This window comes from Asticcacaulis sp. MM231, from assembly GCF_964186625.1.
Lineage (GTDB): Bacteria > Pseudomonadota > Alphaproteobacteria > Caulobacterales > Caulobacteraceae > Asticcacaulis.
On sequence record NZ_OZ075108.1, the window covers coordinates 2,622,161 to 2,635,575 of the forward strand.

Genomic DNA, 13,415 nt, shown 5'->3' on the forward strand with positions numbered 1-13,415 from the left:
GCATGGTTAAAATGTCGGATGGGGAATTTGGAGCAAATGATGAAGTCGGTTAAGATCGCGGCGGGTTTGATGATTTTGGCGGGTGTAGCCTTGTCAGGCTGCTCGTCCACCAAGAACGCGCTCGGCCTGAATAAGGTTGTGCCCGACGAATTCCGCGTGGTCACCAAGGCGCCGCTCGTCGTGCCGCCCGATTACGCCCTGCGTCCGCCCGCACCCGGTGAGCCCCGTCCGCAGGAACTGCAACCCGACAGCGCCGCCCGTCAGGCCCTGCTCGGTCAGCGCGACGCCACCAACCGCACAGCCGGTGAAACCGCCCTCGTCGCGCGCATGGGCGCCGACAAGGCTGACCCGCTGGCCCGCTATGTGGTAGACGATCAATTTGGTGATCTGGCGTACAAGGAGCCTTCCTTCGCCGACAAGGTGATGTTCTGGAAAAAGAAGGACGACACCACGGCCGCCTCCACTAATGCCAGCCTGGGCAACCTGTCGACTCCGGTTGACGCCACCGCAGAGGCCGAGCGCGTCAAGGCTCTGGTCGGCACGCAGCCGATCATCATCACGCAAAAGCCGGATCGCAAGTTCAAGCTGCCCGGCCTGTAAAGCAAGGCCTCTAGTGTTGCGGAATCAACGGATGGATTCCCTTGATCTTGCAAATATGCGAGTTTGTGTCGATGGACATGGACAAAAGGCTGTTGCTGTCGCCTGAGGCTCGGGTGCGGTTGGAAGGTTGGGTGGCGGACCGGAACACGCCGCAGAAGCTTGTTTGGCGTGCGCGGATCGTGCTGATGTGGGCGGACGCGGCGAGTTTGGCGTCGATTGTGCGGACGCTGGGCAAGACCAAGAAGACGGCCTACCGCTGGCGCGATCGTTATCTTGAGCAGGGTGTCGATGGGCTTGGGCGCGACGCGACCCGGCCTGGCCGTAAGACGCCGTTGAGCGCCGAAGTCATTGCGCGTGTGGTCGAGATGACGCTGCGACAGAAGCCACCGGCTGCCACGCAATGGAGCGCGCGCACGCTTGCCAAGGCGGTGGGTCTGAGCCACACCAGCGTACAGCGCATTTGGAGCGCGCATGGGCTCAAGCCCCATTTGACCAAGACGTTCAAACTGTCGAACGACAAGCAGTTCGTCGAGAAGGTGACGGACGTCGTCGGTCTCTATCTTGATCCGCCGGACCGGGCACTGGTGTTCTCGGTCGATGAGAAGTCACAGATCCAGGCGCTGGACCGCACCCAACCGGGCCTGCCAATGAAGAAGGGGCGGGCGGGAACGATGACCCACGACTATAAGCGGCATGGCACGACGACACTGTTCGCCGCCCTCGATGTCGCCACCGGCAGGGTGATCGGCGAATGCATGAAACGTCATCGGCACCAGGAATGGCTCAAATTCCTTCGACTCATCGACCGCAGCACGCCCAAGGGCTTCGACCTGCACCTGATCGCCGACAACTATGCCACCCATAAGCATCCGGCGGTCAAAGCATGGCTGGCCAAACATCCTCGCTTCCACATGCATTTCACCCCCACTTCGGCGTCCTGGCTCAATCAGGTCGAACGCTTTTTCGGCTTGATAACAGGCGATCGCATCCGCTGCGGCGTGTTCAAGAGTGTCGCCGAACTCGAAGGCGCAATTCAAGACTATCTCGATCATCACAACGCCGATCCAAAGCCCTTCGTTTGGACCAAATCCGCTACAGACATTCTTGAAAAGGTCGCCAGGGGGCGACAGGCGTTAGAGTCACAACACTAGCACTACTTTGGCATATTATTCTTGGCGGGCTCGGCGAGGCGTTTGTCACAGTGGGGACAGCGCCTTGGTGGCGGTCGCATGAAGAGGTCGAGAATGGCCTGGCGGATGGCGGGCATTGTCGGCTGAGGCGGTGGCCCCCCGACTCTTTTTTTTTCGTCCCGCTGCTTTGAGGCGGCGGGATTGGAGAAATGCAAAAGCGATCATCGCCATTAGACAATGTCGGTGCAAACCGGTCCATGACCTGCCTTCGAAGTGATCAAGCCCAAGCTCTTCCTTGAGTTGCTGATGTGCCTGTTCGCAGATCCACCTTGCCTTGATAGCCGCGGCTAGCATCTTGAGGGGGGCGTCGGCAGGCAGGTTTGACAGGTAGTATTTCTGTTCTCCGGTTGAACGCCTTTCCCCGACCAGCCAGACCTCCTCCTCGCCAGGCATGGCTTGGACACGACCGTCGCTCATACGATGCCTGTGGCCATCTGCGACCCGAACGCGGCAAGCGGCAAACTGGCAGTTCAGCTTGCCTTTGGTTCCGCGCCGCCAACTTACTTTCTTCCATTTCCCATCAGCCAACATCTTTTCGGCAGAGACAGCAACATCGTCAGGGACATGGTATTTGCGCCGCCTTCCGGTTGCCGCTTCCGGGAAGATTAGGCCGACGTCTGCCTGATACACATTCTGACGCCGTGATATGCCGACGGCCCACAACAGGTCGCGCTTGCTCAGGGCCTCGCGGAACGGCCCGCTTGACCCATAGCCAGCATCGGCCAGCACGCACCCGAACCGGGCCCCAGAGGCTATAACACGATCAATTTCCTCAATGGCGATCTCCGGCTTTGTCAGGGCAACCTGGCATTCTTGCGGGACCCGAGCCCGGTTCATCCGCGCGACATCATTCGTCCAACTCTCGGGCAAGAACAGGCGCAGGCCCACCATCACAGGCACTTCGCGCGATGCCAGCGTCACCGAAACAAGCGACTGGCAGTTGGACGTCTTGCCAAGCGAGGAAGCATATTGCGCCGCCACGCCAACCGAATGGCTGCCCTTTTTCGGCAGCGCCGTGTCATCGATGACAAGATAACCGGCATCATCCCCCACCAGACGGTCGGCCTCCTTCAGGAGAACGGCTTCAAGCGGTCCACTTTCCCAAACGCCGTCAGAGACAAAATGATGGAGTTGGTCATAGCCAAACTCGCCATCGCGGGCGGCCATCGGCTGGACACTCTTGCGGTCACCCGGGCCAATCAGGCCTGCAATATAGGCAGGGCACAGCCGCATCCGGGTCTTATGCCGCAAGGCCACCAGGAAGGGCGTCAACCAATCTTCCAAATCTACGCGCCAATGTTCCGACATCGCCAGTCTCCTTAAAGCTGGCTCTCTATGAATTACGCAATGTCAGCCGGGGGAATCCTCAAAATTCATTTTCTGCCAAAGTAGTGCTAGGTTACCGAGAATTTACTTGTGAGATATGTGAAAAAGGCGTTCTTTCTGAGCGCCTTTTTTCTTTGGCCAATAATCAATTTCGGGAGAAATACCATGGTATCGCAGCGTATCCTCTGTCTCGCCCTGGCGCTGTCCTTCGGCGCTTTATCCGGCGCCGCCATGGCCGAAACCGCACCCGAATGTGCGCCAGGCGCCACGCTCGACACCCGTGTCGAGGCGGTGCTGGCCAAAACCGACCGTCCCGCCCATCAGCGCGATAACGATGCTCACCGCCTGAGTGAAACACGCTTTGTACTGTCTCACGTCAAACCGGGCGATCATGTCCTCGATATGGGCGCCGGCCAGGGCTACGCCTCAATGCTGCTGTCAGCCGCGGTGTGCTCCGGTCAGGTTGATTTGCAGAATCCTCAGGGCTGGGTCGATGGCTACAAGATGGGGCCGGCGCGTGACGCCATGGCCGCCGCGCGTCCCAATGTGCATTTGCTCACCGCCGATTTCGACAAGATCCCCGTGCCTGCTGTGCCTTACGATGTCATCTTTATCGGCACGGTCTACCACGACACCTACAATGAAAAGGGCCACGATGCCCTGATGCTCGACAAGGCCCTGCTGTCGGCGCTCAAGCCGGGCGGCCTTGTCATCGTAACCGACCACGCCACCGTAGCCGGCGCAGGAACCAGCGCCACAAATAGCCTGCATCGCATTGAAAAGGCGAGCGTTCTGGCCGATTTCAAGGCGGCGGGCTTTGAGCTGGTTGCGGATAGCAATACTCTTGCTAATCCGGCCGATGACCATACGAAGATCGTGTTTGATCCGCAGGTCCGCGGCAAGACCGATCGCATGGCCCTGGTTTTCAAGCGTCCGCTTCTGTAACGGGCCACTTAAAGTCAATCCCTTTTGAGCCATTTCCGATCGCCGGCTTCGTGCTTCTGTCCGCAGTCATCTCTGAGAGCGCTGCATGATGGTGTAGGAAAAAGGCTCGGCCGACCAATCTTTAGGTCGCAGTCCTATTCGGCTGCGAGCGGACATGCGGTCTGACCGATCCTCGCGTCCCGGCGAAGGGACCTGGCTCAGGCCGAGGATGGTAGAGCGGCCTGAGGGTGTAATATGTCAGGCCATGGCAGCCCTTTCTGTTTGGGTAGCCGCAAAGTCCTGCCCATTGCGGAGCATGGCATGCATGATGACGCCGAGCTTCCTGGCCAAGGCGACCTTGGCCTTTTTCAGGCCCGAGCGCGTGGCAATCGCTGTCGCCCACGCTTTCAGGCGTATGGCTTTGCTGGGCCGGATCATGATTGTGTTCGCCGCCTCGTAAAGAGCTGTGCGTACGCTGGCATCCCCCGTCTTTGAGATGCGGCCGGTGTAGTCTGTTTCTCCTGACTGATACTTTCGCGGGGTCAGTCCGAAGTGTGGACCAATGTCGCGTGACGAGGAGAACCGCTCGGCTTGGTCGATAGCAGATACAAAAGTCAGCGAGGTTAGAGGGCCGACGCCGGGTATGGTCATCAGTCGACACGTTCGCTGGTCGGCCTTTGCCATAGCTAGAACCTTTCGATGGAGAAGGTTGAACTGCTCCAGAAGGGCCTGTCGGGCGTCGAGTATTGACCTGGCGATCTGCGTCAGCGTCTCATGACCTTCGCAAAGTTCAAGTATCCGAGCTTCGAATCCTCCGGTTGATATGGCGCCGACCTTCAGGCCAAAGCCCCGAAGAATACCACGAAGACTTTTCTCGATGTCTAGAAGCTTTGTTTGCAGAAGCTTGCGTGCGGTCAAGACCGCACGGACTTCCTGAGCCGGCTGAGATTTGCAATGTACAGGGCGGAACCAGCCCAGCCGCATCAGTTGAGCAATGCCGCGAGCATCCTTCTTGTCGGTCTTGACCGGCATAATTTTAAACGCCGTGCGCACATGCCGGGTCTCGATCAGTTCGCAGGATAACCCTTTGGCCGTCATCTCGGCATAGAGCCATTGCGACAACGGACCGGCTTCAAGGCCGATGAGCTCGAGCTCAGCTCCGAAGGCCGCAAACCACGCGACCAGGGATTCAGGATCGCTCAACGCTTCGCCTTCGCGACAAATTTTGCCCGCCGCATCGACAACGCATACACTTGAACGTTCCAAAGACACATCAATTCCGGCATAGTATTTCATGGTCGTCTCTCGATGATGCTTGGCGCAGGCCACTAACCTGACGCCGTTGGTTGATGACACCATCATTCTGAGGGACGACCACCAAAGCGCAAGCCCTGGCTAAAGCCGGCCCGTTACCCCATCTTTAGGGCCTGTATGCAGGGCTATTTCAGAAACTGGCCATTTACGCGAGTGCAAGACCGGTAAGCGCTGGCAACGGCTCAGATGACCACCTGGGTTTAGGACTTAATAACTGCCTGTGTCAGCTTAGATAGTCACGCGTCCTTATCTGGGCAATGTTACAGAGCCATGCCAATTACACCTTAGTACCACCCCCGCGCCTCATTTCAGCCCCAAAGCTGCCAAATCCTTACCGTTTTGTCGCAGCGTTTCGACACTGTCGTATAGACGACTTATTGGCGCCCTCCTGATTTTCCATGTTCCGGCCACCCGCCTGCCCGCCGCACGCGAACCCATTGGAAAACCGACGACATGCGCAAAAACAGCCTTCTGACCGCCACCGCCCTTGGGCTCGTTCTGGGTGGAGGCCTTATCCCCTTCACCGGTCAGGCACTCGCTGAAACCAGCATCTCTTCGTCGACGACAACTCCGCTGGTCACCAGCACGACAGGCGATCTGACCGTTACCTCCGATGGCACGATCACCCTGACCAGCGGTACGGCCATTACGGTCGACAGCAACAACACCATGAGCTTCGCCGGCGCTATAGATATGTCAGAATCCGAATTCGGGCTCGACCGGCATCCTGATCACCGACTATGTCGATCGCACCGCTGCCCTCACCTTTACGGGCGACATTACGGTCACCGACGACTATACGGCTGAGGACACCACCAGCCTGGACGAATCCGAAGATGGCTATGTCGAAGCACCGTGGGCAGAGGGCACAGGCCGATACGGTATCCACTCCATCGGAACATCCCCGTTCGTGGGCGATATAGATATCGTCAGCGGCTCGGCGATCGATGTCGAGGGCAACGACTTTACGGAATCCGCTTCGAAAACAATATAGACGGCGCCTTCACCTATGACGGCAGCATGACGCTGATCGGTGACAATTCGACCGGCATCTCGCTGGAAAAGGGCGTCACCGGCAACGTCTATCTGTCGGGTTCAGTCACGGCCGTTGGCGAAAATGCCTCGGCTATCAAGATCACCGGCGATCTCGGCGGCAGCCTGCTGATCGATGGCACCTATACCGGCTACGCCTACAGTTCGACCTCGGCGCTCAGCCAGGATGTCTACGACAACCTGATTCCGGCCAACAATCTGTTGCAGGCAGGCCCGCTCGTCACCATTGCCAGCAATGTCGCCAACGGCGTTTTACTCGGTTCGTCTGTAACCAGTGAAGATGACGACAATACCGACGAAGACGGCGATGGTCTAACCGACAGTGACCAAAGCACGGCCGCCCTCGCACAGTATGGCAGCGCACCAGCGCTTGTCATCGGCTCAACAACCGAGGACATCACTCTGGGCGGCCTGACCTATACCTCAACCGCCATAGATCCGCCCTCCGTCAACTATGGCCTGCTGATCCGCGGCAGCGTTGGGGCTTATGGCGTCCATCCGGGCATCACCTCCAATGCCCTGGTTATTGGCGGCACCGGCTATGCCACCACCATCGCCAATGGAATCGGCATAGAAGGCTCAGTGACCTCCACATCTTATGGAGGCGACACCACGGCGGTCTCGCTGCTCGATGGCGCCACGACACCGGAACTCGATATCAATGGCGGCAGCATCAGCGCCACCACCACACGCTACCTCACCACCACAGAAGATGATGACGGTAATATCACGTCTTACACCGTCTCGAATGTCGGCAAGGCCACGGCGCTCAGCATCTCTTCCGGCGCCAGCCTGTCGACGGTCAATGTCTCTGCCAGTTCCGGCATCTACGCTTCCTCCAGTGGTTCTACGGGTAGCGCCACAGCCATCATTGATGCTTCAGGTACCCTTTCCACCATCACCAACAGTGGCGCGATCAGTGCCACCATAACCGCCACCGACGATGACGGCGACGATGTGACCGAGACCATTACCGGCACTGCGACCGCCATGGATCTCCGCGCCAACACCACCGGTGTCACCATCACCCAGGTCGATAACAATGCGACCGACAGCGATGACGATGAGGACATCGCCGCGCCCTATATCTACGGCAATATCCTTCTGGGTTCGGGTAACGATTCGATCTCGTCTTCCGGCGGCTATATCTACGGCAACATCGATTACGGCGCTGGCACCGGCAGCTTCACTCTGACCGATGACGCCATTTTCCTCGGCAAGATGACCTCGACCGGCGAGATCGCCATGAACATCGATTCAGGCGCCAGCGCAGGCCTGACCGCCGGCAGTTCAGTTTTGCTATCCAGTCTGCATGTCGGCGCCGACAGTACCCTGGCCCTGACACTTGGGGTCGACAATCCAGATACACCGATCCTTATCAATAGTGGGGCAGCGGTCTTTGATGACGATGCCCTTCTCTACCTGACGCTCGACAAGATCCTGATCACACCGTCCACCTTCAAAGTGATGACCGCTTCGAGCTTTAGTCTCGGCAACATGACGACCTCGACGCTCGACGGCTATATTCCTTATCTCTATCATGCCGACCTGGAGACCAATACGGCCGGCACTGAGCTTTACGCCAACTTCCGCCTCAAAACTCAGGAAGAAGCCGGCTATTCCGACAACCAGTATAACGCTTTGAAGCCCATTCTGGCCATTGTGGCGCAGGATTCCGGTGCAGACAGCGCTCTTCTTAGCCAGACCACCAAGGCCAGTTTCGATCAGGTCTATAACCAATACCTGCCGGACTATTCGGGTGAAAACCTGCTCAGTCTGTCCGTCGGCGCCTCAGCGCTCAACCGCTCCCTCGGCAACCTGACCGTTATCCCCGACAATAACGGCGGCCAGTACTGGCTCCAGGAATATGGCTTCAACACCAAGCGCGGCTATAGCGATACGGCGGGCTTCAGTTCAACAGGCTTCAGCTTCGCCGGCGGCCGGGAACGTCAGGTCTATGGCAACCAGATGGTCGGCGCCTACATGTCGCTGACCTCGTCATCGCCGAAAGACACCTTCGCCATCGGTAACGAAATCGCTTCGGTTTCAGATATTACCTTAGGTGGTTACTGGCGCCTTAACTCGGGCGCATTCAAGGGCTGGGCCCATGCCGGTGCCGGCTACGCCCAGTTCAAAACCACGCGCAATCTGCTAACCACCACGGTCAGCCACACCGCCATCGCCAAGTGGGACGGTTATTCGACCAGCGCCGGCGCCGGGGCGTCCTACGACCTTACCTCCGGCAAGCTCGGGGTCACACCGCAGGTGTTTATCGATTATTACGGCCTGAATGAAAGCAAGCACGCCGAATCGGGGGGCGGTGATTATTTCGATCTGACGATCGATGAGCGCGAGGGCCATCTCCTGAGCTCGACCGCGCAAGTCAATGTCAGCTATAAGACTGGAATGATCAAGCCAGAGCTATGGCTCGGCTATAAACAGAACATCTCGGCCACGCTGGCCGATACCGTGGCCAGTTTCGCCAGCGGCGATCCCTTCACCCTCAGCGGCGGCAATATCGAAGGCGGCGGGCCTGTGGCCGGTTTCCGTATCTCGGCTGATAACCCCTACAGCTATTTCGCCATAGAAGCCGCATACGAGAAGACCGACGCCTATACCAACACTTCGATCTCGCTGCGCACACGGTTCCAGTTCTAGGTGGACGCTGGGGAGGCACGCATCCTTTTCATACGGACCGGCCGTGGCGGCCAGCCGGTTCCGGCGACCGAGCTTTGCGACGCCGGTTTCGATCTCGATGTCGTCTATCTCAACGAGCGCCATCATGAGAGCCCGGCCGGACGCTTCCATCTGGCTGTGCTTGATTTTCCTAACCGACACGATACCGACCTGTCGATCACCCAGGCTACCAAGTCCTGGGTGGCGCCGGCGCCGCTGATCATTGTCAGCGATAGGGCCGACGCCATTGACCGTATCATAGGCCTTGAACTGGGCGCCGACGATTTCATGGCCAAGCCGTTCAATCCGCGCGAACTGGTGGCGCGCATCCGCACCATCCTGCGCAGCCGCTATAAGGCACCGGAGCGCCATGCCCTCAGTCGTTTTTTTGGCTGGACACTCGATAACTCCCGCCGCCTGCTGACGCATGAGGATGGCACAGTGCTCAGGCTGTCGCCTAATGAATACCGCGTCATACGGCTGTTTCTCGATCGCGCCGGTTACACCCTGACGCGGCAGGATATCCAGGTGCACCTCACGTCGGACGGCGAACTTGCCATGCCTTCACGTGGCGTCGACCTGCTTGTCAACCGCCTGCGCGCCAAATTGTTTGAACAGTCACCGTTCGATATTATCCAGACGGTCCACGGCAAGGGGTATCGAATGCGCGTTAAGGAAGACTATTCCGGATAAAACACATAAACCGTAGCCTCTGCCTTGACCGGCTTGCTCCTGGCCACCACCTCACCCGCCGTCACCGGCACCGGATCGCCGGCGCGGAAATGGCCAATCTCGGTTTCCAGATTCCCCGTCTTCTGCGTCACCCGAAACGTCGTCACCCCCGGCCATTGCAGGCTGAAACTGTGCGTTCGCGATGCCAGGGTGCGCGTATCGGCCACCTTGTTCGGATCGAGCCCGCAATAGCATGAGGGATCGCCGGTCACGGTCGACTGAAGGCTGCGGCCATCCATCTTGTAGGTCCGCGTTTTCACATCGACATCAGGATTGAGCGTCAGTTCGATCCGTCCGCCCTCACCTTTCATCAACTCATAAAGACCGCTGCCATCATAGGTCGCCACCGATGAGGTGCCCACGCCCACCACGCGCTTGAGATCGGGGGAAACCTTCGGCGCCAAAGCCGCCGGAATACTGCGGCTGTACATCAGGGTGTCATCATCATTATAGATCGCCACGTCGCTGGAAAACGACGTCGTGGTGTGGCCGAAGCTATGAGTATCGCTATCGGCGAACGGCTCTTTCAACGCGCCATCGCGGAAGGTTTCACCGGCGATCATAAAGGCGACGGTGCGCTCCGGCGTATAGAGCCAGTTGAGATAATGACGCGGCCACACCACGTTCTTGTCGGCCTCAACCGCCATATCATATTGAAATTGCGCCGCCACCTGCACGCCATTGGAGCGCATCTGCGCCGACAGGTTCGGGTAGACATAGGCTTTCTGCGTGCCCGGCGCATCCCATTCATAGACCACATCGGCCTTGCGCTTGCCGGGATCATCGAGCGTGCCCGGCCGGCGATGCCGGACATGCGAAACTGCGGTTCGGCGGACGGATTTTCAGCAAAGGGATAGGTTTTCCAGTAGGCTTCGCTGGTATAGCCTGTGTGCTCAAGGAACTGCGCCTTGCTGCCGCGGATCGCGGCTAAAATATTCGGATTTCGTGGCCCCTGGCCGTTGTCCGATTCGGTCTTGTCCCAACCCCAGGTGCTCCAGCCGACCAGATGCGGCACGCCGCCAGGCACCTTTTCGCCTTCGCGCACGGCAAATATCAGCCGGTTGATCAGGCCTTCGCGGATATAGCCTTCATCGTAAGGCCCCAGATTGTAGGCGCCCTTCGGATCTGTGCGGTAAGGCGGCTCGTTCATCAGGCCGATCAGGCCAAGACCCGGTTCGGCGCCATAGGCGCGGCCGCGTCCCTCATCGAGATAGCCGTTGGTGTGGCGCAGCAGATTGACGACAAAGGCCGCTTCCTGGTCGATGATATTGCGGTCGGAAGTAAACGCCGTCCCTTCCCATTCCTGTCCCTAAAAGCGTTCCGGCAGGGCGATATCGCTCATCAGCACATGGATGCGGATCAGGTTGACGCCCATCTTTTGCAGATCATCAAGATCGCGATCGATGACCTCGCGCTTGACATCGGTGACGCCGATATCCTGAAACAGGGGGCGTTTGAGCGGCTGGATATCTCCGCCCTTGCCTTTGTAGACAGCGAAATACTGGTAGCTGCCGCCGAGGTAGTTGACGCCAAACAGACGCACCTCCGGCGAGGCGTCAGAATACATACGACCGGTGTCAGGATTGAGCTTGAGCTGCGGCAGGTCCGCCGCCATGGCTGGAATGGCGAATAAGACCAACAGCCCTGTGACAAAACTCTTTAACATCCCTGCCTCGTGGTTTGTGCCTGAGAGGTTTACTTAGCACAGCCGACAGCAAAGTGTAGCTTCAGACTAAGCATCTTGCCTCACCAGACCTGCGAGCGGCTTTTTCCTTGCCTAATACAGATCGCGACGGTAGCGCCCCGAGACCTTGGCATCATCAACCCAGGCCTGCCCCATGATGCCGGCCAGCGCGTTTTCGACCTCGCGCCCCATGGCAAGACCACCGCAGCACATAAGCCCGCCTTCATGGCCCAGCCAGTCCTTGATGGCTGCACCAGACGCTGCCACAACCGCCTGAACGTAGCGGCCTTCGCCCTCATCCGGACGTGAGAAGGCGATGTCGAGCCCCTGCAATGTGCCCTCTTCGCGCCATACCATCATGGCCTCCGTCAGCGCACCATCATGAAGCGGATGGCGCTCACCATAGATCAGCCAGACAGGCCGGCCTATTTTGGCGGCTTGCAGAATATGCGCGCGCAAGCCCGCCAGTCCCGAACCGGCGCCGATCAGCAACAGCGGCCCCTCGCCTTCCGGCGCATGGAAGTTGCGGTGCGACTTGAGCCTTAGTGGCAGGCTGTCGCCGGCTTGCAGCCCGTGGATCAGTAAACCCGAACCATCACCATAACTGCCATCCGTTTTAATAACCTCACGGACATAGAGATCGAGGTGGCCCTCTTCCGGCAGGCTGGCCACCGAATAATCACGGCGATGCCCCTGTGGTGTGACAATCTCTATCAGATCACCCGCCTGCCATGACAGCACCTGATCCGACATGAACCTCAGATGATACAAAGGATTGTCACCGAGCGGATTGAGGCGGGTGCGCTGCTCCATTCGCCACGGCACACCGGCCTCGGTGGCGCTATTTCCCTTGCCGCCGAGCGCATGGATCAGTTCGTCCCATCGTTTCAGGGCTGCAGCGTCCAGATCATCGACCTCGATCAAGGACTGAGCCTTTCCCCCGCACACCACCAGCCAGTCGAATACCCGGCGTCCAAAAGCACAAAACTGATCATAGTTGCGGTCGCCAAGCGCCAGCACGGCCACGCTCTGACCAGACAGATCAGGTCTGTCCTGCATCAGGCTTTGCGCAAAGCGCAGGCCTTCGTCCGGCGCATCGCCTTCGCCGGTGGTCGAGATCACGCACAAAATCGTTTTGGCCGCCTGTAACTGCGCCACAGTGACCTGCGCGATCGAAAACGCCTGAGCGTCCCGCCCACCCGCCAGCAAGGCTTTGGCGCTGTTACGCGCAATCTCTTCGGCCTGACCGGTTTGAGACGCATAGAGCACGAGATAGTCGCTGGTCGCTGTCGTGCGCTTTCGGCCTTTAAGCCCCGCCCACAAACAGACCAGTCCGAACGCCGCCGCCGAGCCGTAAGCCCATGCCAGCCGCGTCGGATCGTCCGTTAGGGTCTCCCAAATCATAGCCAGCCCTCCAGACGCGGACTGCGCACAGCACGAAGGCCGTTATGCAAGGTCTCGGCACGCACCCACAGCAGACAGGGAATTTCGTGTTGCCGGGTAAACTCGATCGCCCGTTCTTCGCCCATCACCATCAGGGCTGTGGCCAGGGCGTCGGCGCGCCAGCACTGCGGATCGAATACCGTAACGCTGACGATATCTGAGCGGGTCGGCGCTTAAGGCCGCGATCTCCAGCGCATGCCCCACCACAGTGCGCAGGAAGTCCGGCAGATTCACAAAAGTGCCAGCGGGCGCGAGATTAAAGCGTGTCAGGTCGAAGTCGATACGATCGGGACTCATCTCTTTATCGATGCGGTCCAGCACGGCCTGACAGCGAACATCAAGCCCTTCCGTCGCCGTATCGGCATAGAGCGCGATCGACCAGGTGGTGGCGAAGGCCTTGCCCTTCAAATCCATGCGCCGCGCCTGCGGATACAGGTCCGGCGCCTCGTCGAGATCGGGGATCAGCACGTGGC

12 protein-coding genes are annotated in these 13,415 nt (G+C 58.9%); 6 read left to right on the forward strand and 6 right to left on the reverse strand.

Going from position 1 to position 13,415, the window contains the following annotated elements; genetic code table 11:
- Positions 1 to 39: 39 nt before the first annotated feature.
- Complete coding sequence (locus ABQ278_RS12890; protein ID WP_349322165.1) at positions 40 to 600, forward strand: DUF3035 domain-containing protein; 561 nt, start codon at positions 40 to 42, stop codon at positions 598 to 600.
- A gap of 71 nt (positions 601 to 671) precedes the next feature.
- Positions 672 to 1,751 carry an IS630 family transposase gene (locus tag ABQ278_RS12895; RefSeq protein ID WP_023447558.1) on the forward strand — a complete coding sequence of 360 codons (1,080 nt, stop codon included), beginning with the start codon at positions 672 to 674 and terminating at the stop codon, positions 1,749 to 1,751.
- A gap of 45 nt (positions 1,752 to 1,796) precedes the next feature.
- Here ABQ278_RS12895 and ABQ278_RS12900 read toward each other — a convergent pair whose 3' ends face one another.
- Positions 1,797 to 3,098, reverse strand: coding sequence for an IS701 family transposase (locus tag ABQ278_RS12900; protein WP_349319961.1), 1,302 nt, complete (start codon positions 3,096 to 3,098; stop codon positions 1,797 to 1,799).
- Between the two features lie 183 nt (positions 3,099 to 3,281).
- On the opposite strand from ABQ278_RS12900, the gene ABQ278_RS12905 reads away from it, so the two are divergent.
- The gene (locus tag ABQ278_RS12905) at positions 3,282 to 4,061 is read left to right on the forward strand and encodes a methyltransferase (RefSeq protein WP_349319962.1); all 780 of its coding nucleotides are present in this window, start codon (positions 3,282 to 3,284) and stop codon (positions 4,059 to 4,061) included.
- A gap of 237 nt (positions 4,062 to 4,298) precedes the next feature.
- On the opposite strand, the gene ABQ278_RS12910 is transcribed toward ABQ278_RS12905, so the two are convergent.
- Positions 4,299 to 5,336 carry an IS110 family transposase gene (locus tag ABQ278_RS12910; protein ID WP_349319963.1) on the reverse strand — a complete coding sequence of 346 codons (1,038 nt, stop codon included), beginning with the start codon at positions 5,334 to 5,336 and terminating at the stop codon, positions 4,299 to 4,301.
- A gap of 471 nt (positions 5,337 to 5,807) precedes the next feature.
- Between ABQ278_RS12910 and ABQ278_RS12915 the strand changes: the two genes are divergently transcribed.
- The 3 genes from ABQ278_RS12915 (at position 5,808) to ABQ278_RS12925 (ending at position 9,776) form a co-directional block, all read left to right on the forward strand.
- Entirely contained in the window at positions 5,808 to 6,161 is a 354-nt protein-coding gene (locus ABQ278_RS12915; RefSeq protein WP_349319964.1) for a hypothetical protein, read from the forward strand.
- 213 nt (positions 6,162 to 6,374) lie between these two features.
- Positions 6,375 to 9,065 (forward strand): autotransporter domain-containing protein, encoded by a 2,691-nt coding sequence (locus ABQ278_RS12920; protein WP_349319965.1) that lies wholly within the window; start codon positions 6,375 to 6,377, stop codon positions 9,063 to 9,065.
- Complete coding sequence (locus ABQ278_RS12925; protein WP_349319966.1) at positions 9,066 to 9,776, forward strand: response regulator transcription factor; 711 nt, start codon at positions 9,066 to 9,068, stop codon at positions 9,774 to 9,776.
- Here ABQ278_RS12925 and ABQ278_RS12930 read toward each other — a convergent pair.
- From ABQ278_RS12930 to ABQ278_RS12945, 4 genes are all read right to left on the reverse strand, one after another.
- A complete protein-coding gene (locus ABQ278_RS12930; RefSeq protein ID WP_349319967.1) occupies positions 9,764 to 10,573 on the reverse strand; it encodes a hypothetical protein in 810 nt (269 codons plus the stop codon). The genes ABQ278_RS12925 and ABQ278_RS12930 overlap by 13 nt on opposite strands.
- Before the next feature lie 551 nt (positions 10,574 to 11,124).
- A complete protein-coding gene (locus ABQ278_RS12935) occupies positions 11,125 to 11,481 on the reverse strand; it encodes a hypothetical protein (protein ID WP_349319968.1) in 357 nt (118 codons plus the stop codon).
- A 111-nt stretch (positions 11,482 to 11,592) separates the two neighbouring features.
- Positions 11,593 to 12,903 (reverse strand): NADPH cytochrome P450 oxidoreductase family protein, encoded by a 1,311-nt coding sequence (locus tag ABQ278_RS12940; protein WP_349319969.1) that lies wholly within the window; start codon positions 12,901 to 12,903, stop codon positions 11,593 to 11,595.
- Complete coding sequence (locus tag ABQ278_RS12945) at positions 12,900 to 13,097, reverse strand: FAD:protein FMN transferase (RefSeq protein WP_349322166.1); 198 nt, start codon at positions 13,095 to 13,097, stop codon at positions 12,900 to 12,902. The genes ABQ278_RS12940 and ABQ278_RS12945 overlap by 4 nt, the downstream gene beginning before the upstream one ends.
- Positions 13,098 to 13,415 lie beyond the last annotated feature (318 nt).